The sequence below is a fragment of the Stenotrophomonas sp. YJH_SMC_54 genome (assembly GCF_059368435.1).
In genome coordinates, this window is sequence record NZ_JCAFRS010000001.1 from 276,541 (window position 1) to 297,305 (window position 20,765).

Consider the following 20,765-nt stretch of genomic DNA (forward strand, 5'->3'; position numbering starts at 1 on the left):
GACGCAATTGGGCGTGGCATGTCGTTTCTGTCTGCAGCAGTGATGCCAGCCATTTGACTGGCACCACCGCATACCTCACATCGTTACCTTGCGCCGGTTGTCATCGCTCACACGGTCGATCAGCTTGTTGTAGGGGTCGAAGCCCGCTTCATCCGGCTTTTCATCCACGGTCACCGTGATCTTCGGATCGGCGCTGGTGATGTGGTGGCGCTGCAGGTACAGCACCTTCTGGTCGCGCTCCTTGCCCGACGGCCCATTGGCGAACACGCCGACCTCGACCCAGTCATCCATCTTTCCGTCGCTCTCCTTGCCCTTGCCGTCGGCGTACTGCTTGGCGGCGTGCAGGTCCAGGGTCACGTCGTAGCGGCCGTCATCGCGCTTGCGGGCGCTGGCGGCCATTACGCGGTTGTCGTAGAAGCTGATCTTCTCGAACAGGTCGGTGACCAGCTGCTGGCGGTCGGCCGGGGTCTCGGCGCGGATGTAGTCCAGCAGCTCGCGTGAGGTGGTGTACGGCGGTTGCTGGTACCCCTTGTCCTGCAGGAAGCGCTTCAATGCGCGGTTAAGCGCCTGCTCGCCGATCTCCTCGCGCAGCCGGTAGAACACCAGCGAACCCTTCTGGTAGTGGATGTACTGCTGGTTCTCCACACGTTCCAGCGGCTGTTCCTCGATGGCCTCGCCGCCGCGGCCGGACAGGTAGCCGTCCAGCTCGCGCTTGAGGAACTGGCGCATGTGCTGGCGGCCGTACTCCTGCTCCATCACCATCAGTGCCGAATACTGCGACAGCGATTCGGACAGCACCGTCGCGCCCTGCACGTTGGCACCGATCACCTGGTGCGCCCACCACTGGTGCGCGATCTCGTGCGCGGTTACGTAGAAAACGTAGTCCACCTTGTCCGGGTCACGCAGGTCGGCGATGAAACCGATGGCCTCGGAGTAGGGGATGGTGTTGGCGAACGACTGCGCGAAGCGGGCATAACCCGGGAACTCGATGATGCGCACCTGGCGATGCTGGTACGGGGTGAAGTTCGCCTCGTAGTAGGCCAGCGATTTCTGCACCGCTTCGATCATCCGGTCCACGTTGTAGCCGTGCGCCGGATCGAAGTAGACCTCGATCGGTATGTCCTTGTACTTTGCCTTGCGCACCTCCCAGCGCGCCGACAGATAGGCGTAGAAGTTCAGCATCGGTCGATCCATGGCATAGCTGAAGCAGCGCCGGCCATTGACCGTGCTCTCATGCTGCAGATAGCCCGGGGCCAGCGCCACCTGGTCTGGTGCCGTGCAGATCGTGGTGCGGAAGTCGAGCCAGTCGGCATCGTTGGCTATGTACGTGTTGGCACGCGCGGCTTCGTCTTCCAGCTTGGGCATGCGCCGCGGCTCACCCAGGTCGCGCTTGCGCCGCTCGTTGCGGTCGCTGATCTCGGCGCCTTCGTTGTAGCCGAACGACGGCAGTACGCGGCTGTTGAAGAAGGTGCCGTTGTCGACGATGTTGCTTGGTGCTTGGCCCGCGGTGATGCCGTTGGGCTTCTGCACCACCCGGAAATGCACGCTGCGGGTTTCACCCGGTTGCAGCGGTTTCTGCAGGCGGTAGATGCGGTAGCCGAGATCGGCGTCATGCATCGATAGTGTCTGCCCACCCAGGTCGACCGCGACCAGCTGCTTGTCATCGCCCATCGAGACGTGCACGTCCTGGATCGGCGTGGCGTGGGTATTGCGCACCGTCCAGTTCGCATCGATCACCATCGACTGCGATTCGGGGGACAGGTCCACGCGGTTGTCCACCGCCACGATGCGGGGCTGCGGCAGGTTGCGGTACTTCGACAGCTCGCGCTCGTAGCGGGCCTGCAGGTCCAGCTGCTGGTCGGGCGAGACGAACTCGTTGCGGATGTTGGTGCTCCAGTACAGCCAGCCACCCACGGCGACAAAGGCCAGGGCGGCCACTGCGGCGAAGGCACCGGTCGGGCCGCGCAGGCGGCGGCCGGCCAGGGCCAGGCGCTGACGCAGGCCCTGGCTGACACCTCGTACCCAGAAGGCTGACGCCAGGCACATCAAGGTCAGCAGGAACAGGGCCCAATAGCCCTGGAACGCCAGCTGCCCGGTCAGGAAGTGGCCGTAGCCGTTCATGTCCGAATAGGGCGCGTTGGGCCAGCTGCCGAAGTTGTACAGGTTCTGCGTGTAGTCGAGCAGGCCGAGCACGCCCTGGCCGATCATCACCACGATCAGCAATGCGTAACCGACGAACTTGTTGTTGGTGAGCACCTGCAGCACCAGCGCCAGGCCCCCCATCAGGATGTAGACCACCGAATCCAGCGCCAGGCTGCGCAGGTACAGCAACGGCTCCAGATGCGTGTAGCCCTTGGCCAGCTGCACGCCCATCGCCGCCAGCGCGCCGGCGGCCTGGAAGCAGATGATCACGGCCAGCAGTGCGGTGAACTTGGCCAGCAGCGGCACCCAGTTCGGCACCGGCATGGCATCGGTCACTTCATTGATGCGCGCACTGCGTTCCTTCCAGACCAGCTCACCGGCGAAGAACAGCACGATGATCACCAGCAGCCAGCTGAAGGCCCCCTGCAGGCCCATGATCATCTGCGAGGTGACCGGCCAGATCGAGGTGCCGTACAGGGTCTGCCGGAACAGCGCGCTGGGCAGGAAGTTGGCCAGGCCCAGCACCAGCAGCACGATGAACGGCACGCTGCGCAGGACGCCGCGTGTATCGAAGCGGACCTGGCGCAGGAACTGCTGCCACGCCGTGCTGGCAGTGAACGCCGGTATCACGCGCGGCAGTGTCGCGCGGGTGGGGCGGACCACGCTGGCATCGGCAGCCGGTTGCGCCTGCCTGCGGCCCCAGCGCGGACGGCCACTGCCGCTGCGTTCGGTGCGGAACAGCGCGAAGGTGGCGGCGAACAGCGCGGCAGCCACGCCCAACCACAGGGCGCGGTTGGCCAGCAGGTAACCGGCCAGCTCGGGAATCCCGTTGTTGCGTTCGGCAGTGGACCAGTAGCGGATGGTACGGCCGAGTGCGCGCATGCCCAGCGGTTCGCTCAGCACCGCGATCCACGTATTGTCGATGTCGCGCAGCAGGGCCGCGCTGGCGCCGTACAGGACCAGGTAGGCCACCAGGCCGATGTAGACCCAGAGGATCGAGCGGGTCAGCGCTGCCAGCAGCGACAACAGCGCGGTGGTGAACAACAGGTTCGGAATGACGATGACCGCGAACGTCCAGGCATAGCCCTGCCAGCTGATCGGGCCCATGCGTTCGGGATCGACCCAGGGCATGAACGGCGCCAGCCACAGGCCGAACGCGATCAGGATGTAGACCAGCAGCCCGGCCGCCAGGGCGGCAGCGATGCGCCCGGCCAGGTAATCGCTGCGCTTCACCGGGCTGGCGAAGATCAGTTCGGCAGTGCCGAGTTCGAAGTCACGCAACAGCGCGTTGCTGACGAACAGCGCGGTGACCAGCATGCCGAGCAGGGTGAAGATGCCCAGCATCTGCGCGATCACGGTGGGCGCGTTGCTGTGCACGTTGCCGGTGCCGCCACCGATCTGCACGGCGTCGCTGGACGCGGCGGCAAAGGCAAGCAGGGCGAACAGCCCGGCCAGCAGCCACAGCAGCGGGGATCGCAGCTGCTCGCGCAGCTCGAAGCGGAAGAAGTTGAGGATCATGGCGTGCTCCGCTCAGGCTGCCGCGCGGGCACGGGCCTGCAGGCGCAGGCGCTGGAAGTACACATCCTCGAGGTCGGGAGCCACGGCCGCGAAGCCGTCGCCAGGGTCGTTGGCGCTGTGCACGTGGATCACTGGGCGGCCACCGACCAGGCGGGTGGACAGCACCACGTAGCGTGCCTCGTGGTCGGCCAGTTCCGAAGGATCAACCTGCTTGCGCCAGACCTGCTGCTGCAGGGCGTCGATGGCATCGGCCGGGCGCCCGGTCAGCAGCACCTGGCCTTTGTTCATGATCGCCATCGTCGGGCACAGATCGGTCACGTCCTCGACGATGTGGGTGGAGAGGATTACCGCCACGTTCTCGCCGATCGCCGCCAACAGGTTGAGGAAGCGGTTGCGTTCTTCCGGGTCGAGGCCGGCGGTGGGTTCATCGACGATCACCAGCCGCGGGTCACCCAGCAGCGCCTGGGCAATGCCGAAGCGCTGGCGCATGCCGCCGGAGTAGGTGCCCAGCTTGCGCTTGCGCGCGTCCCACAGGTTCACCTGCTGCAGCAGCCCATCGACCACCTCGCGGCGCTGCGCGCGCTGGGTCAGGCCCTTGAGCACCGCGAAATGCTCCAGCAGGTCCAGCGCGCTGACTTTCGGATACACGCCGAAATCCTGCGGCAGGTAGCCCAGCCGGCGGCGCACCGCGTCCTTGTCGCGCAGCACGTCGATCGGCGCCTCGCCTGGAATGCTGAGCGTCGCCGTCCCGCTGTCGGCCTCCTGCAGGGTGGACAGCGTGCGCATCAGCGACGACTTGCCGGCGCCGTTGGGGCCGAGCAGGCCGAACATGCCGCGCGGGATATCCAGGTTGACGTTGTTGAGCGCATGCACGCCGTTGGCGTACGTCTTGGACAGCGAATCGATCTTCAGCATGCGACGTACACCTTTCCATGGGCGATGTCTGCGCGTTATCCGCGCATCAGCCTCCGTGCGCATCCGCCGTTGGTCATGGGGGGAGAATTCCGCCGTTACACGTTGGGGCGGGGCGGGGCGGGAGGCCTGGCCGCGCTTACCGGCGCAGCGACGATTCCCGCACCACCAGCTTCACCGGGATGCTCTGGCTCTCCACCGGCTGCCGCCCGATCAGGGCCAACAGGCGTTCCACCAGCAGCTGCCCGGCCTGCTTGGTGTCCTGCTGCACGGTGGTCAGCGCCGGGGACACCGAAGCCGCCAGCGGGATGTCGTCAAAGCCGGTCACCGCCACGTCCTGTGGCACCCGCAGCCCGGCCTCGCGCAGGGCCCGCATCGCGCCGATGGCGATCAGGTCGCTGGCGGCGCAGATCGCATCGATCGGTTCACCGCGTGCCAGCAGCGCCTGGCAGGCTTCCTGGCCCGACGCCTCGGTGGTGATCGCATCGTGCTGCAGTGCCGGTTCGGCGGCCAGGCCGTGGTCCTGCAGGGCCGCGACGTGGCCGCGGTAGCGCTCCTGGAATTCGGGGTAATGGCTGGAGGCATGGCCGAGGAAGGCGATGCGGCGGCAGCCCTGCTGCAGCAGGTGGGTGGTGATGTCATGCCCGCCCTGGAAGTTGTCGCTGCCGATCGACACGCCGGGCTGGCCGGGCAGGGCGGCGCCCCAGCGCACGAAGTGCGTGCCCTGTTCAACCAGCCGCTGCAGGCGATCGCGCGATTCGTGGTAGTCGCCGTAGCCGAGAAGGATGATGCCGTCGGCTTTGTTGCTGTCCTCGTAATCGGCCTGCCAGTCGGTGGACAGCTGCTGGAACGAGACCAGCAGGTCCTGCCCGTGCAGGGCGCAGGCGCGGGTGATCGAGCCGAGCATCGAATGGAAGAACGGGTTGATCAGCGAGTCGTCGTTGGTCGGGTCCTCGAAGAACAGCAGGGCCAGGGTGCCGGCATTGCGCAGGCGCAGGCTGGAGGCGTTCTTGTCGACCTTGTAGTTCAGCTCGCGGGCGATGCGCAGGATGCGCTCGCGGGTCTCGGCGTTGACCATCGGGCTGCCACGCAGGGCCCGCGACACGGTCGGCTGGGAGACCCCGGCCAGGTGGGCGATGTCCAGGGAGGTGGCTTTGCCTTTGATCGTCATGGGAACGCGGGAGGGGGCAGGGGGAGGAGCTTGGGCATGATGCCATGGGCAGACGCCAATGCCCCTCCGGATGTCCACCGAAGCGAGGGTAAGTCATTGCCGGACAAGGAAATCAGTTCAATCCTCCTGCGCGGCCGGGGTCTTCTGACCGGGCGGATGGCGGCGGCAATGCTAAGATGCATCGTTCTCGCATTCCCCCAAATTTCAACAGGGGCGGCCTCGCCTACTGCACCCCCGCCCGGGGCTGTGCTATCACTGGCGGTCTGCCCCTGGACAACGGACGAAGGTACCTATGGCGCGCGGCATCAACAAAGTCATCCTGGTCGGCAATCTCGGCAACGACCCGGACGTGAAGTACACCCAGGGCGGCATGGCGATCACCCGCATCAGCCTGGCCACCACCAGCGTCCGCAAGGACAAGGATGGCAACCAGCAGGAGCGCACCGAGTGGCACCGCGTGGTGTTCTTCGGCAAGCTCGGCGAGATCGCCGGCGAGTACCTGCGCAAGGGTAGCTCGGTCTACGTCGAAGGCAGCCTGCGCTACGACAAGTACACCGGCCAGGACGGCGTGGAGAAGTACTCCACCGACATCATTGCCGATGAAATGCAGATGCTGGGCGGCCGCGGTGAAGGCGGTGGCGGCGGCGGTGGTGGCAACTACGGCGGCGATCGTCCGCAGCGCCAGCAGGCTCCGCGCCAGGAGTATGGCGGCGGTGGCGGCCAGCGTGGTGGCCAGGGCGGTGGCTATGGCAACCAGGGCGGCAACCAGGGCGGCGGTTACGGCAACCAGGGTGGCAACCAGCGTCCGCAGCCGCAGCAGGCGCCGCCGATGGACGACTTCGCTGACGACGATATTCCGTTCTGATCGAACGCTCGTTCGCAGCAGAAAGGAAAGCCCCGCTCATGCGGGGCTTTTCTTTTTGCGCGATGCCATCTGCGTTGTGCCTCGCACCATCAGTTTTTCGTGCACCGCGACTTGCAAACAGACAATTTCCTCCCCTATGGTGCAATCGATTGCATTGCTGTGAATCGTTGCGTTTGATACCGGTTGGGAGGCCGGAAGGTGGATGACCATCCATTCGATCAGACCGGCTCCTTCGAGGGGGCTCACGCGGCGCGATGCGCTGCGCATCGCAGTTGCCGGCAGCATTGGCCTGGGGGCCGCGACAACCGCGGGCGCATTGCCCGCATTCGCCGCCACGGCGCCACTCAAGGGCAACCTGAAGCATTCCGTCGCACGCTGGACCTTCCCGCAGCTGTCCGTTGCCCAGCTCTGCACGACAGTGAAGGACATCGGCTTTGCCGCGATCGACCTGGTCGGCCCGGAAGACTGGCCCACGCTGAAGGCGAATGGCGTGTACAGCTCGATGTGCAACGGCGCAGAACTGGGCCTGACCAAGGGCTTTGCCGGCCGCGAGTTCCACGACCAGCTGGTGGAACGCTACACGCGGCACATCGATCTTGTCGCCGATGCCGGCTATCGAAACCTCATCTGCTTTTCCGGCAACCGCAACGGTATGGACCCGCAGGACGGCATGGCCAATGCCGAGGCCGGGCTCAAGCGCATCCTCGGACATGCCGAGAATCGCGGCGTGGTGCTGGTGATGGAGCTGCTCAACTCCAAGGTCGATCATCGCGACTACCTGTGCGACCACTCCGCGTGGGGTGTGGAGCTGTGCCAGCGGCTCGGCTCGGACAATTTCGGCCTGCTCTACGACATCTACCACATGCAGATCATGGAGGGCGACATCATCGCCACCATCGGCAAGCATCACGCCTGCTTCAAGCACTACCACACCGCAGGCGTGCCCGGCCGGAACGAGATCGGAGACCAGCAGGAGCTCCACTATCCAGCCATCTGTCGCGCGATCCGCGACACCGGTTTCAAGGGGTATCTGGCGCAGGAATTCACGCCTGCAGCGCCCGATCCCGTTGCCTCATTGCGCGAGGCGATCCGCCTCTGCGACGTCTGAAACGATATCCACCCAGGTGAGAAACCCATGGCAGATAATCACTACGACGCCATTGTTGTTGGCTCGGGAATCAGTGGCGGTTGGGCGGCGAAGGAGCTGACCGAGAAGGGCCTGAAGGTCCTGATGCTGGAACGCGGGCGCAACATCGAGCACGTCAAGGACTACGTCAACGCGATGAAGGAGGCGTGGGATTTCCCGCACCGCAACCGGCCAACGCAGGCAATGAAGGCCGAGTTCCCGGTGCTGATGCGCGACTACGGCCTGGCCGAGAACCTGGAAGGGATGTGGGCCAATGAACAGGAATCTCCCTACATCGAGACCAAGCGCTTCGACTGGTTCCGTGGCTACCACGTCGGTGGTCGTTCCTTGATGTGGGGGCGGCAGAGCTATCGCTTCTCCGATCTGGATTTCGAGGCCAACCTCAAGGACGGCATCGCCACCGACTGGCCGATCCGCTACGCCGATATCGCGCCATGGTACGACCATGTAGAGAAGTTCGCCGGCATCGCCGGCACGCGTGAAGGACTGGACGTGCTGCCGGACGGCGAGTTCCTGCCGCCGATTCCCTTGAACATCGTCGAGAAGGATGTGGCCGCGCGCATCAAGAAGGCCTTCGGCGGAACGCGCCATATGATCCACTCGCGCACTGCCAACATCACCCAGCCGATGCCCGAGCAGGGACGCGTCAACTGCCAGTACCGCAACAAGTGCATCCTGGGTTGTCCCTTCGGTGCCTACTTCTCGACCCAGGCGGCGACGCTGCCGGCGGCGATGAAAACCGGGAACCTGACCTTGCGGCCGTTCTCGATCGTCAAGGAAGTGCTCTACGACAAGGATCGCAAGCGTGCGCGTGGCGTGGAGGTGATCGACGCCGAAACCGGCCAGACCTACCAGTACACGGCCAAGGTCATTTTCCTCAATGCATCGTCGTTCAACTCGACGTGGCTGCTGATGAATTCGGCCACCGACGTCTGGGACGGCGGGCTGGGCTCTTCGTCCGGCGAGTTGGGGCACAACGTGATGGACCATCATTTCGGTGCGGGCGCCTCGGGCCGGGTCGAGGGTTACGAAGACAAGTACTACTTCGGCCGCCGTCCCTGCGGCTTCTACATTCCGCGGTTCCGCAACGTCGCGGCCGACAAGCGCGGCTACCTGCGCGGGTTCGGCTACCAGGGCGGTGCCAGCCGCACCGGATGGTCGCGCGAGATCGCCGAGCTCAACATCGGTGCCGATCTGAAGGAGGCACTGACCGTGCCGGGTGACTGGCGCATCGGCATGACCGGGTTCGGTGAAATGCTGCCGCACCACGACAACACGATCCGCCTGGACCACGACCGCAAGGACAAATGGGGACTGCCGGTGCTGGCGATGGACGTGTCCATGCGCGCCAATGAACTGGCGATGCGCAAGGACATGGCCGCCGATGCCGCCGAGATGCTGGAGGCGGCCGGGGTCAAGGACGTGACGATGCACGACAACGACTACGCCCCGGGCAAGGGCATCCACGAAATGGGGACCGCACGCATGGGACGTGATCGGAAAAGCTCGGTATTGAATGCGCACAACCAGGTCTGGGATGCCCCCAATGTCTATGTGACCGACGGTGCCTGCATGACCTCCAGCGCCTGCGTGAATCCCTCGCTGACCTATATGGCGCTGACCGCGCGCGCGGCCGACCATGCGGTACGCGAACTGAAAGCGGGGAACCTCTGATGGATCGCCGCGAACTGTTGAAGATGATCGTTGCCGCTACCGGTGCGGCCATGGTTGGCCTGCCTGCGCTGGTGCATGGCAAGGTGCCGGCTGCCGGGGCGATGCCCGCGTTCTCCGATGCCGACATCGGCATGCTGGACGAGATCGCCGAAACCATCCTGCCGCGGACAAGGACGCCCGGGGCCAAGGACGCGGGTGCCGGTGCGTTCATGGCGACGTTCGTCAGCGACTGCTACACCGTCCGGCAGCAGGCGACGTTCCGCGCCGGCCTGGCCGACATCGACACGCGCGCCGGTGGCCGTTTCGTATCGCTCACGCCGGAAGCCCGCACCGGGTTGCTGCGAATGCTGGACGCCGAAGCCAAGGCACGCAATGCCGACGTGACCGAGACCGGCACTCCCGAGGAAGGCGAGGCCATGCCGCATTACTTCACGATGATCAAGCAGCTGGCCATCTTCGGCTTCTTCACTTCAAAGGTCGGGGCGACCGGTGTGCTGCAGTACGTCGCCGTGCCGGGCCGCTACGACGGTGACCTGGCCTATGTCCCCGGTACGCCCGCGTGGGGGACCAGCTGATGGACGCCACCCTGATGCTCCGCCCTGCGTTGATCACGGCCGGCCTGCTGGCCGCTGCATCCGCATTCGCTCAGGACGGCGCCGACGCTGCGCGTGACCCGAAGAAGACCGAAGTGTGGACGCCCGTGCCCGCAGTCGTGGCCACGCCGCCAGGCAAGGCCCCCTCCGATGCCATCGTGCTGTTCGATGGCAAGGATGTCTCGGCGTGGGAGGCAGAGCAGGGCGGGCGCGTGCCCTGGACGGTTGCCGATGGCGCCATGACCGTCGTTCCGGGCAGCAAGGGCATCCGCACCCGGCAACGCTTCTGCGATGTCCAGCTGCATGTCGAATGGCGTACCCCCACCGAGACGAAGGGCTTCGACGGCCAGAACCGGGGCAACAGCGGCATCTTCCTGCAGGAACTGTACGAGCTGCAGGTGCTCGACAGTTACAACAACCCGACGTATGCCAACGGCCAGGCGGGTTCGATCTACAAGCAGGCCATGCCACGGGTGAACGCCTCGCGCGCACCGGGCCAGTGGCAGGTCTACGACATCATCTGGAAGGCGCCGCGCTTCTCGCAGGGCGGCGGCCTGACGTCCCCCGCGCGCATCACCGTGCTGCACAACGGCGTACTCGTGCAGGACGACACCGTGCTGGCAGGCAGGACCGAGTACATCGGTGCGCCTTCGTACGCACCCCATGCGTGCGCGCCGCTCTATCTGCAGGAGCATGACTCCAGGGTCAGCTACCGCAACATCTGGGTGCGCGAACTGTAGCGGCACGCGGCCGGCGTTGTCGCCGGCCGCCTACTTCGCCAGATAGCTGGCGAGGTCGTCGATCTCCTGCTGCGACAGCTGGGCAAAGGGCGGCATCAATCCTCCGCCCTTCCTGATCTTGTCCTTGACCTGGGCGGGCTGAAGCCGCTTGCCGACGTCGGTGAGCGCCGGGAAGGTCGGCGGTACGCCGGCGCGTTCAGCACCGTGGCAGGCAGTGCAGTGCTGGGCATAGAGTTTCGCGCCGGCGGCAGGATCGTCCTTGGCCCCGGCTGCAGTTGAAGTGCTCATGCCGCCCAGGGCCAGGGCCACTGCCAGGATCATCTTCATGTGGGGCTCCCTGATGCGTCAGCGCCGTGCACGGGTGGGCACGTTGGCGGGCAGGTGTTCACGCAGGTAGTCCGCGCCGGTCTGGATGACCTTGGCCGGGTCGCGTGGCTGGTCGTGTTCGACGATGTACCACTGCACCTTGGCCGCCGCAGCGGCGGGCAGGATCGCGTTCCAGTCCAGCACGCCCTGGCCCACGGCGGCGAATCCGTCTTCGTCCTGGGCCTGGCCCTTGGGCGCATTGTCCTTGGCGTGCACCGCGAACACGCGACCGCGGAATTTTCCCAGCATCACCGCCGGGTCCAGGCCCGCACGTGCGACCCAGGCCAGGTCCAGCTCGGTCTGCAGGTCGGGGCCGGCCGCTGCGAACAGCAGCTCCAGCCCGGTCTGGCCGTCGAAGTCGGCCAGCTCGAAGTCGTGGTTGTGATAGGCCAGGCGCATGCCCTTGCCGCGCACCTGCTTGGCGATGCGGCCCAGCTCCTTGCCCAATGCGGTCCAACCCGCGGCATCGGTTGGGCGGTCCTTCTGGTCCAGGTAAGGCACCACCAGCGTGCTGTTGCCGATCGACCGGTTGAACGTCACCACACCATCCAGGTTGCCCCGCAGCTCGGCCAGTGGCACGTGCGACGAAACCGCCTTGATCGAATACCGGTCCAGCAGCTGCTTGAGTTCGGTGGCGCTGGTGTTCTGCGTACCGACCGTTTCCACCGCACGGACGCCCGCGTCGTGGACGATCTTCAACTGCTGATCGAGCGAGCCTGCATTGCGCAGGGTGTACATCTGCACCGCGATCGGCTTCTGCGTGGTGGCGGCTTCGCTCGCGAAGGCGGGCAGGGCAGCGAGCAGCAGGACGAGACTTGCACTTCTACGGAAAAGAGCTTTCATCAACAGATCCTCCCGGAATTCAACCGATGGTGGTCCAGGTACGTGACCTGGCTGATGCAATGACGCGATCGACGATCCGTGCCGAGCGCAGACCGTCTTCGAAGGTCGGCAGGCCCTGCGGCCGCTCGCCTTCAATGGCGCGATAGGTGTCGGCGACAAACGCCTCGAAACACTGGGCGTAGCCCTGTGCATGCCCGGCCGGCAGCACGGAAAGGCGGCGTTGATCGGCACTGCCGGCGCCCGGACCGCGCACGAAAATTTCCTCACGCTGGTCGGGCAGGCCGATCCAGAGTCGTTCGGCATCCTCCTGATTGAAGGCCACGCTGGCCTTGGCGCCATCGATCTCGAACCAGAGGCGGTTGTGGCGCCCGGCGGAGACCTGGCTGACCGTCAATGACGCCAGCGTGCCGGCGCCGGTCCTGAACATCGCTGCGGCTACGTCTTCGCTGGTGACAGCCTGCATCGCGCTGGCGGCCGTTGGCGTGCTGAAGCTCTGCCCGCTGACGGCGCCACGCTCGGCGATCACCGTGGAGAACGCCGCGTTCACTTCGGCGAAGCCCTCGCCACTGACCCATTCGACCAGGTCGCACCAGTGCGAACCGATGTCGGCGAACACGCGCGACGTGCCTCCCAGCGCGGGGTCCACGCGCCAGTTGTTGCTGGCCGGGTCCAGCAGCCAGTCCTGCAGGTAGCTGCCGTGGATCAGGTGCAGCGGCCCCAGATCGCCCTGGCCGATGCGTGCGCGTGCCTCTCGGACCACTGGGTGGTAGCGGTAGACGAAGGGCACCGTGGCAACCAATCCGGTCGATGCGGCCAGCGCCGCCAGCGCCTGTGCATCGTCCAGCGTCGTCGCCAGCGGTTTCTCGCAGATCACGTGCTTGCCGGCTTCCAGCGCAGCCTGTGCCATGGCGCGGTGCCGATGGTTGGGCGTGCACACGTGCACCACCTGTACCTGCGGATCGGCGATCACCTCCTCGATATCCCGGTAGGCGCGCGGGACATTCCAGGACTGCGCGGCCTCATGCGCGCGCTGCGGTGACGAGGCGGCTACGCCGCGCACCTCGGCACCGGCCAGTAGTGCCGCACGACGATGCACTGCACCGATCATGCCAGCGCCGACGATGGCGATTCCAAGCTTGGGCATCGACGGGGATCCTCAGGGTGTGGAGGGCGCGGCCGTGGCCGCCGGCCGGTCGCGGAACAGCAGCAGGAAGGCGATCAACACCACCAGTGCAACGCCGGCCGGGAACAGCCAGATCTGCTGCCAGTCGGGGCCGGCCTCGGTGGTGAAGTGCTCCACCACCGCGCCGGACAGGAAGGTGCCGATCAACATGCCCACGCCGTAGGTAGCCAGGGTGATGAAGCCTTGCGCGCTGCTGCGCGCGGCGGGGCCGGCATGCGCATCGGTGTAGATCTGGCCGGTGACGAAGAAGAAGTCGTAGCAGATGCCGTGCAGCACGATGCCGATCACCAGCAGCGAGAAGCCGCTGCCCGCATCGCCGAAGGCGAACATGGCGTAGCGCACCACCCAGGCGGCCATGCCGACCGCCAGCATGGTCTTCACCCCCAGCCGCACGAACAGGAACGGCATGGCCAGCATGAGCAGCACTTCGGAGACCTGACCCAGCGACTGCAGGCCTGCTGCGCCGCGCACGCCCAGGTCGTTGAGATACGGATTGGTGAAGTTGTAGTAGAACGACAGCGGGATGCAGATGGCGATGGACGCCAGGAAAAACACCAGGTAGGCGCGCGACTTCAGCAGTCGCAACGAATCCAGCCCCAGGATCTGCCCCAGTCCGGCATCGCGCTGCTGCGCCAGCGGTGGCGTGTGCGGCAGGGTGAATGCATACAGGCCCAGCACCAATGATGCCAGCGCGGCCATGCGGAAGGTGAGTTCAAGCCGATGGGCCTGCTCCCAGCCCAGCCAGCCGATCAGCACGCCTGCGACGATCCAGCCGATGCTGCCGGCCACGCGTACCAGCGGGAACTGTTTCTCGGGCGACTGCATGTGCCGCATCGCCACGCTGTTGGCCAGTGCCAATGTCGGCATGAACAGCAGCATGTAGCCCATCACGCAGGCCGAGAACACGCTGAAGCTGGTGGCGGTGGACGCCAGCCACATCAGCACCGCGCCGGCCAGGTGCAGCACCGCGAGGATGCGCTGCGCCGCGAAGTAGCGGTCGGCGATCAGGCCGACCAGGAACGGCGCAACGATCGCGCCGATGGACTGGCTGAGGAAGGCGGTGGCCACCTGGCTGGCGCTGGCCTGCAGCGGGCCCTGCACCAGGTAGGTTCCGAGGGTGACGAACCACGCCCCCCAGATGAAGAACTGCAGAAACATCATCGCGCCCAGGCGCGACATGGCGTGCGTCATGGCTTGCCCTCCCGGGGCGGTCTTGGCTCAGATTCCCAGCATGCGGTGCAGTGATGCGGCGTCCGTGCCACTGTCGGCAAAGTCGTCGAAGGCGTGTTCGGTCACGCGGATGATGTGGGCGCGGATGAAGGCGGCACCCTCGCGTGCGCCGTCCTCGGGGTGTTTCAGGCAGCATTCCCATTCCAGTACCGCCCAGCCGGGGAAGTCGTACTGGGCGAACTTCGAGAAGATCGCCTTGAAGTCGATCTGGCCATCACCGAGCGAACGGAAGCGGCCCGGACGCTCGATCCAGTCCTGGTAGCCGCCATACACGCCGCTGCTTGCGCTGGGGCGATACTCCGCGTCCTTGACGTGGAAGATGCCGATGCGCGCGTGGTAGCGGTCGATGAAACCCAGGTAGTCCATCTGCTGCAGCAGCAGGTGGCTGGGGTCGTACAGGATCTTGGCGCGGGGGTGATGATCCACCACATCGAGGAAGCGTTCGAAGGTCGCGCCATCGTGCAGGTCCTCACCTGGGTGGATCTCGAAGCAGAGATCCACGCCGCAGGCATCGAAGGCATCGAGGATCGGGCGCCAGCGGCGGCCGAGTTCAGCGAAGGCTTCTTCCACCAGTCCCGGTGGGCGCTGCGGCCAGGGATAGAAATAGGGCCAGGCCAATGCGCCGGAGAACGTGGCATGCGCGGTCAGCCCCAGCCGCTGGCTGGCTTTGGCGGCCAACAGAAGCTGCTCCACCGCCCAGGCCTGGCGGGCGGCGGGATCGCCACGCTTGTCCGCGGGTGCGAATCCGTCGAACAAGCTGTCGTAGGCCGGATGGACCGCGACCAGCTGCCCCTGCAGATGGGTGGACAGCTCGGTGATCTGCACGCCATGACCGGCCAGCATGCCGGCGAGGCCGTCGCAGTACGCCTGGCTGCGCGCGGCCTCGGCCAGATCGAACAGGTGGGGCGCCGTGGTGGGGACTTGTACGCCAGAATAGCCCAGACCCGCGGCCCATCCGGCCAGCGTGTCCAGCCGATCAAAAGGAGCCGTGTCGCCGATGAACTGCGCCAGGAACAGCGCTGGACCCTTGAGCGTCTTCAACGTGATTCGCCCTCGATGCAATCGATTGCATTATCCTAGCAGGGGCTTACGCAAGACCTGTTGTGCAGTGCACAGCGGGCGGGAGAACTAACGCCATGGCCACCATCTACGACATCGCAAAGCACGTCGGCGTCTCCGCCGGCACCGTGTCGCGTGCACTATCGCGGCCGGACAAAGTACTGCCGGCCACGCGCACGCGCATCGAGCAGGCCGCCGCGGCGTTGGGCTACGTGCCCAACACGGTTGCCCGCACGCTCAAGACCCAGCGCAGCGGCAAGATCCTGGTCACGGTGCCGGATATCGCCAACCCGTTCTTCGCGCAGATCCTGCAAGGGGCGGAAGACGCCGCGCAGGCTGTCGGCTATGCGGTGCTGCTGGGCGATACGCAGGACCAACCCGACCGCGAGGAGCGCTACGCGCAGATGCTCCGGCGCAACGAGGCCGACGGCATGATCGTGCTTGGCCATCGCCTGCCACCGACGGCGCGCGAGATTGTCCAGCAGAGGGGGGCTGCCGCGCCGGTGGTCAACGGCTGCGAGTTCGATCCCGCGCTCGGCCTGCCCAGTGTTCACATCGACAATGCCGCCGCCGCACGCGCCGTCATGGAGCACTTGTACGCACTGGGCCATGAACGGATCGCCGTGGTCGGTGGGCCGCCGGACAATCCCCTGCACCAGCAGCGCCTGGAAGGGGTGCGGGCGGCCGGCAAGGCGCGCGGCCGCCTGCGCCAGCTGAGCATCGTGCCCGGGGATTTTTCAGTGGAATCCGGCCATGCAGCTGCCATGGCGCTGCTGGACGGCACGTCCGCACCAACGGCGATCTTCTGCTTCAGCGACCAGATGGCGCTGGGCACCCTGGCGGCCTGCCGGGAGCTGGGCATCCGCGTGCCGGAAGACCTGTCCATCGTCGGCTTTGATGATCTGGCGTCTTCCCGCTACCTCACGCCGCCGCTGACGACCATCCGGCAGCCGATGCGGGAAATCGGCGCGCGCGCGGTCAACCTGCTGCTCGCCATCATCGAACAGGTGGATGTTCCGCTTCAACAGACGCTGGATTTCAGCCTGATGGTGCGGGGATCGACGGCTGCGCCCCGACGCAGGTGACCACGGGGTGGGGCCGCGGAGCGTGGCAGCCGGCCCGCGCGATATCGTGCAACCTTGATCCCGAATTGACGCAAAGCTGTCAGACTCATCGCAGGCAGCCCGGCAAGGGCCTTAGCAGCAGGTGCGATCGCGCAAGGGGGGCGGCAATGCCATTCTTCACCGATTCGGCGGAAGGCGCGGTCGAAGGCATTGGCGCGGCACGTCGCATCGGCTGGATGCGTTTCGTCGGCAATGGACTGGGAGCGATCCCCATCGCCTCGATCATGCTTGAACGCCAGGATGGCGGGCTGGCGTGGGTCTTGCTGCTGCTCAACGCGCTGGCGTGGCCGGCACTGGCATTGCTGCTGACCCAGCGCTCCCGCCAGCCGGCGGTCGTCCAGTTCCGTTGCATGGTGGCCGACTCCTTCTTCGGCGGTGGCTGGATCGCCTTCATGGCGTTGAGCGCGGTGCCCAGCGCACTGTTCGCCGCGCTGCTGGTGGCCGACAAGATCGCTGCCGGTGGCGTGCGCCTGGCGATGCGCGCCACGCTGGCCCTGCTGCTGGGCTTCGCACTCACCTGGTGGCTGCTCGGCTTCCCTTACCAGCCGGTCACCTCGCAGCGCACGATCGTGCTGAGTGTCCCGTTCCTGTTCGTGTATGGCATCGGCCTCAGCATTCTCAGCTGGCAGCTGGCGCGCCGGGTCAAATCGCAGAACCGTCAGCTGCAGCGGCTCAGCCGGATGGACCCGCTGGTCGAGCTGGCCAACCGTGGCTTCCTGATCCTGCGTGCGCAGCAGGCGCTGGACCGGGCCCAGGGCCAGGGCGGCTTTGCCTGCCTGCTGATGCTCGATGTGGATGATTTCAAGCGCATCAATGACTCGCATGGCCATCGCGCCGGTGACGAGGTGCTGCGGCATATCGCGGCGACATTGCGCACCTTTGCCCGGCCTGGTGATACGCCCGCGCGGCTGGGGGGCGATGAGTTCGTGGTGCTGCTGCGCGACTGCGCGCCCGTCGATGCGATGCACGTGGCCGAGCGGGTGCGCCTGCACCTGCTGGAGGCCGCACGGCAGGCCACGCCGGGCGTGGAGTTCAGCGTGAGTATCGGCATTGCCGCGACGCCGCGTGGCGGTAGTGTCGAGGACTGGTTGGCACTGGCCGACCGCGCGCTCTACCACGCCAAGCGGCAGGGCAAGAACACAGCCAGCTACGGCGAGTGAGTGCGGCACGGCTGCCGCCGAACGAGGCCGAAACGCCCGTTCATCCTGCACGCGGAATCGGCACGCCAATCCTCTACCATGGGCCACCCCGCCCGGACGCGCCGCCCATGCAAGACGCCCTCGTTGCCCAGCCCAAGCCCCCCGTTGCGAGGATCGCGGCCTGGCTGATGATGCTGTTGGGCATGTGGCTGGCGCTGAAGCTCGGCCTGGTGGTAACGCTGCTGTCGGGCCTGCTGGTGTTCCAGCTGACCCATGTGCTGGCGTCCACCGTGGAAGGCAAGCTGCCGCCGGGACGGGCGCGGGCGATCGCGGTGATCGTGCTGTCGGCGATCATCATCAGCGCGCTGGTGCTGGCCGGGATCGGTGTGGCGTCGTTCTTCCGCAACGAGACCGGTGGGCCGGACGCGCTGCTGGCACGGCTGATGGATATCCTCAATTCGTCGCGCCACCAGGTACCGGCGCTGCTGCAGCCGTATATCCCCGAGGACATGCCGGCGCTGCGTGCGGCGCTGAATGACTGGGCCGCCGAGCACCAGCGCCAGCTGGGCGTGGCCGGTACCTCGGTGGTGCAGGTGGGTGTACGCGTACTGATCGGCATGGTGCTGGGCGCGATGATTGCGCTGTACGACGAACTGCCGCTGCCGACGATGGGGCCGCTGGCGCAGGAGCTGATCGGGCGCACCAGCCGCCTGGCCACCGCGTTCCGCCAGGTGGTGTTCGCGCAGGTGAAGATCTCCCTGCTCAACACTATTTTCACCGCCATCTTCCTGCTGGGCGTGCTGCCGTTGTTCGGCGTGCACCTGCCCCTTTCCAAGACGCTGGTGCTGATCACCTTCATCGCCGGCCTGCTGCCGGTGGTGGGCAACATCATCTCCAACACCATCATCAGCATCGTCGCGTTGTCGGTCTCGTTCTATGTGGCTGTGGCCGCGCTGTTGTACCTGATCGTGATCCACAAGCTGGAGTACTTCCTCAATGCGCGCATCGTCGGTGGCGAGATCCAGGCGCGTGCCTGGGAGCTGCTGCTGGCCATGCTGGTGATGGAGGCGGCCTTCGGCCTGCCGGGCCTGGTCGCCGCGCCGGTGTTCTATGCCTACGTGAAGCGCGAACTGGTCGACCAGCGCTGGATCTGACGCGGCTGGGCATGACGTATTTGTCCCGGTTCGAATGTTCGCGCGGCCTTGTCGGTGCGTTCGCGGTCGGCAGGGTATACCCACCGCCACGGTTGGCCCGCGAGTGGCTTGGCGCCTGTGTAGCCGGCCGTTACAGTGTTCGGCACTACAGGGGAAATGTGCATGGCCCGCAAGGCGTCGCCCATCGGATTGCGGACCTGGGTCTGGATCCTGGCTGGGCTGTTCGTAGTCTGTACGCTGCCGCTGATGGCCATCGCACTGGTGCAGGGCACGCTGCGCTTCACGGCCGCCGAGGACAACCTGGCCAGCCTGCGCCAGCTGCGGCAGACCTTCGACCTGGCCAACCTGGTGTCGGCCGAACGCGGCCCCGCCAACAGCCTGCTGGGGGCCGACCCGGCCGATGCGGCCGAGCAGGCACGGCTGGCCGCGCAGCTGGCGGCCGCGCGCAAGCGGATCGATGCTGCCCTGCTGCAGCTGGACACCGTGTTCAAGGCTGATCCGGGAGTTGTCGACGAGCATGGGCTGCTGGCCGACGCGCAACGTCGCCTGCAATCGGCGCGGGCTGCGGTCGACCGGGTCGTGGCGCAACCCCATGAAGCACGCCGCGTGGAGGAGGTGGAGCGTGCGATCAGTGGCATGTTCGCCGTGGTCGATCGCCTGCACCTGCTGACCTCGGCACAGATCAACGTGCTGGTCAGCGCCGACCGTGAAGCAGCGATTCCGGCGATGCAGGGCCAAGTGCTGATCGATCTTCGCGAGCATGGTGGCCGCCTGGCCTCGAATGTGATGGCGCCGGTGGCGGTGCCAGGAGCATGGCGGGAGGAACAGGTACGCGCTGCACTGCAGACCGAGGGTCGCCTGTTGGAGCTGTGGCGGTTGGCGGGCAGCCACGAGTCGGTGTTCCGCAGTGACCCGGAATTGTCATGGCACTGGGACATGGCGCGTCGGCAGTTCTTCGGCGAATCGCTGCCGATGATCGAGCAGTTGATCGAAGATGGCCGCCGAGGCCTGCCGCCGCCATGGACCGCCGCCGAATTCACCACGCGCTACGTGCCGACCCTGCAGTCGCTTGAGGCGCTGCGTGATGGCTACCTGAGCGTGTCCATCGCCCGCTTTGAACGCACCCGCGATCGCGAGGCCATGCGCCTGGCCGTGCTGGTGGCGACCGCGCTGGGCACACTGGTGGTGCTGGGCGTGGCATTGCGCATTGCCCATCGGCAGATCCTGCAGCCGTTGCTGCAGGCGCAGACGCAGGTGATCCAGCTTGCGTCGGATGCACCCGGTCCGGAGCAGCATGTCACCCACCCGCTGGCCGAGATGCAGCGCTTGTTCGACGCCATCGAAGTACTGCGTGAGAAATCGCGCGAGCGCTCGGCACTGACCAGCGAGCTGCGCCAGCTCGCTGGCACCGACGAGCTGACCGGATTGTTGAACCGGCGCGCGCTGGATGAGGTGGTGCAGCAGAGACACGCGGGGGGCGATGCAAGCGCCGTGGTGATCCTGCTGGACGTGGATCGCTTCAAGGCGATCAACGATGGCCATGGTCATGATGCCGGCGACGAAGTGCTGGTGCGGGTGGCGCAGTTGTTGCGGCATCAGCTGCGCCGCAGCGACAGCATCGCCCGTTATGGCGGCGAGGAATTCCTGGTGCTGCTGGCCGACGGTGATCTGGCCGGTGGCCGCCAGCTGGCCGAGTCATTGCGATTGGCCCTGCAGCAGATGGACATCGCGCTGGCCGGCGGCACCGTGCTGCGGGTGACCGCCAGTTTCGGCGTGGCCGAGGGCGGCACCGACGCGCTGGGCTGGCGCACCCTGCTACGAGCCGCCGATGCGGCCATGTATCGGGCCAAGGCGCAGGGGCGTGATCGGGTACGGGTGGCGGGTGGCGGTCGCATCACGCGTTGA

General features: G+C 66.3%; 17 protein-coding genes. 9 read left to right on the top strand and 8 right to left on the bottom strand.

From position 1 onward, the window contains the following. Window positions 1-75 precede the first annotated feature (75 nt). From AC5P5S_RS01445 to AC5P5S_RS01455, 3 genes are all read right to left on the bottom strand, one after another. A complete protein-coding gene (locus AC5P5S_RS01445) occupies window positions 76-3,660 on the bottom strand; it encodes an ABC transporter permease/M1 family aminopeptidase (protein ID WP_062606674.1) in 3,585 nt (1,194 codons plus the stop codon). Window positions 3,661-3,672: 12 nt separating this feature from the next. Then, entirely contained in the window at window positions 3,673-4,575 is a 903-nt protein-coding gene (locus AC5P5S_RS01450; RefSeq protein ID WP_049459132.1) for an ABC transporter ATP-binding protein, read from the bottom strand. Window positions 4,576-4,711: 136 nt separating this feature from the next. Continuing rightward, window positions 4,712-5,743, bottom strand: a complete 1,032-nt coding sequence (locus AC5P5S_RS01455) for a LacI family DNA-binding transcriptional regulator (protein ID WP_024956968.1) — start codon at window positions 5,741-5,743, stop codon at window positions 4,712-4,714. Between the two features lie 292 nt (window positions 5,744-6,035). Between AC5P5S_RS01455 and AC5P5S_RS01460 the strand changes: the two genes are divergently transcribed. The 5 genes from AC5P5S_RS01460 (at window position 6,036) to AC5P5S_RS01480 (ending at window position 10,762) form a co-directional block, all read left to right on the top strand. Next, window positions 6,036-6,608, top strand: a complete 573-nt coding sequence (locus tag AC5P5S_RS01460) for a single-stranded DNA-binding protein (RefSeq protein ID WP_005408464.1) — start codon at window positions 6,036-6,038, stop codon at window positions 6,606-6,608. 202 nt (window positions 6,609-6,810) lie between these two features. After that, window positions 6,811-7,716: a hydroxypyruvate isomerase family protein gene (locus tag AC5P5S_RS01465; protein WP_062606676.1), complete on the top strand. Its 906-nt coding sequence runs from the start codon at window positions 6,811-6,813 to the stop codon at window positions 7,714-7,716. A gap of 27 nt (window positions 7,717-7,743) precedes the next feature. Continuing rightward, window positions 7,744-9,429, top strand: a complete 1,686-nt coding sequence (locus tag AC5P5S_RS01470) for a GMC oxidoreductase (protein ID WP_062606677.1) — start codon at window positions 7,744-7,746, stop codon at window positions 9,427-9,429. Further along, window positions 9,429-10,004 carry a gluconate 2-dehydrogenase subunit 3 family protein gene (locus AC5P5S_RS01475; RefSeq protein WP_062606679.1) on the top strand — a complete coding sequence of 192 codons (576 nt, stop codon included), beginning with the start codon at window positions 9,429-9,431 and terminating at the stop codon, window positions 10,002-10,004. The genes AC5P5S_RS01470 and AC5P5S_RS01475 overlap by 1 nt, the downstream gene beginning before the upstream one ends. Next, window positions 10,004-10,762: a 3-keto-disaccharide hydrolase gene (locus tag AC5P5S_RS01480; protein ID WP_005408477.1), complete on the top strand. Its 759-nt coding sequence runs from the start codon at window positions 10,004-10,006 to the stop codon at window positions 10,760-10,762. The genes AC5P5S_RS01475 and AC5P5S_RS01480 overlap by 1 nt, the downstream gene beginning before the upstream one ends. Before the next feature lie 30 nt (window positions 10,763-10,792). Here AC5P5S_RS01480 and AC5P5S_RS01485 read toward each other — a convergent pair whose 3' ends face one another. Genes AC5P5S_RS01485 through AC5P5S_RS01505 form a run of 5 tightly spaced genes read right to left on the bottom strand, consistent with a single transcriptional unit; the run spans window position 10,793 to window position 15,425 of the window. After that, window positions 10,793-11,089, bottom strand: coding sequence for a c-type cytochrome (locus tag AC5P5S_RS01485; protein ID WP_005408478.1), 297 nt, complete (start codon window positions 11,087-11,089; stop codon window positions 10,793-10,795). A gap of 18 nt (window positions 11,090-11,107) precedes the next feature. After that, window positions 11,108-11,971: a sugar phosphate isomerase/epimerase family protein gene (locus tag AC5P5S_RS01490; RefSeq protein ID WP_049430406.1), complete on the bottom strand. Its 864-nt coding sequence runs from the start codon at window positions 11,969-11,971 to the stop codon at window positions 11,108-11,110. Window positions 11,972-11,990: 19 nt separating this feature from the next. Next, window positions 11,991-13,115: a Gfo/Idh/MocA family protein gene (locus tag AC5P5S_RS01495; RefSeq protein ID WP_062606682.1), complete on the bottom strand. Its 1,125-nt coding sequence runs from the start codon at window positions 13,113-13,115 to the stop codon at window positions 11,991-11,993. Window positions 13,116-13,127: 12 nt separating this feature from the next. Further along, the gene (locus AC5P5S_RS01500) at window positions 13,128-14,345 is read right to left on the bottom strand and encodes a nucleoside permease (protein ID WP_049459128.1); all 1,218 of its coding nucleotides are present in this window, start codon (window positions 14,343-14,345) and stop codon (window positions 13,128-13,130) included. A 27-nt stretch (window positions 14,346-14,372) separates the two neighbouring features. Continuing rightward, the gene (locus tag AC5P5S_RS01505; protein ID WP_049459127.1) at window positions 14,373-15,425 is read right to left on the bottom strand and encodes a sugar phosphate isomerase/epimerase family protein; all 1,053 of its coding nucleotides are present in this window, start codon (window positions 15,423-15,425) and stop codon (window positions 14,373-14,375) included. Between the two features lie 95 nt (window positions 15,426-15,520). On the opposite strand from AC5P5S_RS01505, the gene AC5P5S_RS01510 reads away from it, so the two are divergent. From AC5P5S_RS01510 to AC5P5S_RS01525, 4 genes are all read left to right on the top strand, one after another. Then, window positions 15,521-16,528: a LacI family DNA-binding transcriptional regulator gene (locus AC5P5S_RS01510; protein WP_043034159.1), complete on the top strand. Its 1,008-nt coding sequence runs from the start codon at window positions 15,521-15,523 to the stop codon at window positions 16,526-16,528. A 146-nt stretch (window positions 16,529-16,674) separates the two neighbouring features. After that, complete coding sequence (locus AC5P5S_RS01515; protein ID WP_005408484.1) at window positions 16,675-17,727, top strand: sensor domain-containing diguanylate cyclase; 1,053 nt, start codon at window positions 16,675-16,677, stop codon at window positions 17,725-17,727. A 107-nt stretch (window positions 17,728-17,834) separates the two neighbouring features. Beyond that, the gene (locus tag AC5P5S_RS01520) at window positions 17,835-18,860 is read left to right on the top strand and encodes an AI-2E family transporter (protein ID WP_049448666.1); all 1,026 of its coding nucleotides are present in this window, start codon (window positions 17,835-17,837) and stop codon (window positions 18,858-18,860) included. A gap of 162 nt (window positions 18,861-19,022) precedes the next feature. Then, window positions 19,023-20,765, top strand: coding sequence for a GGDEF domain-containing protein (locus tag AC5P5S_RS01525; RefSeq protein WP_231336777.1), 1,743 nt, complete (start codon window positions 19,023-19,025; stop codon window positions 20,763-20,765).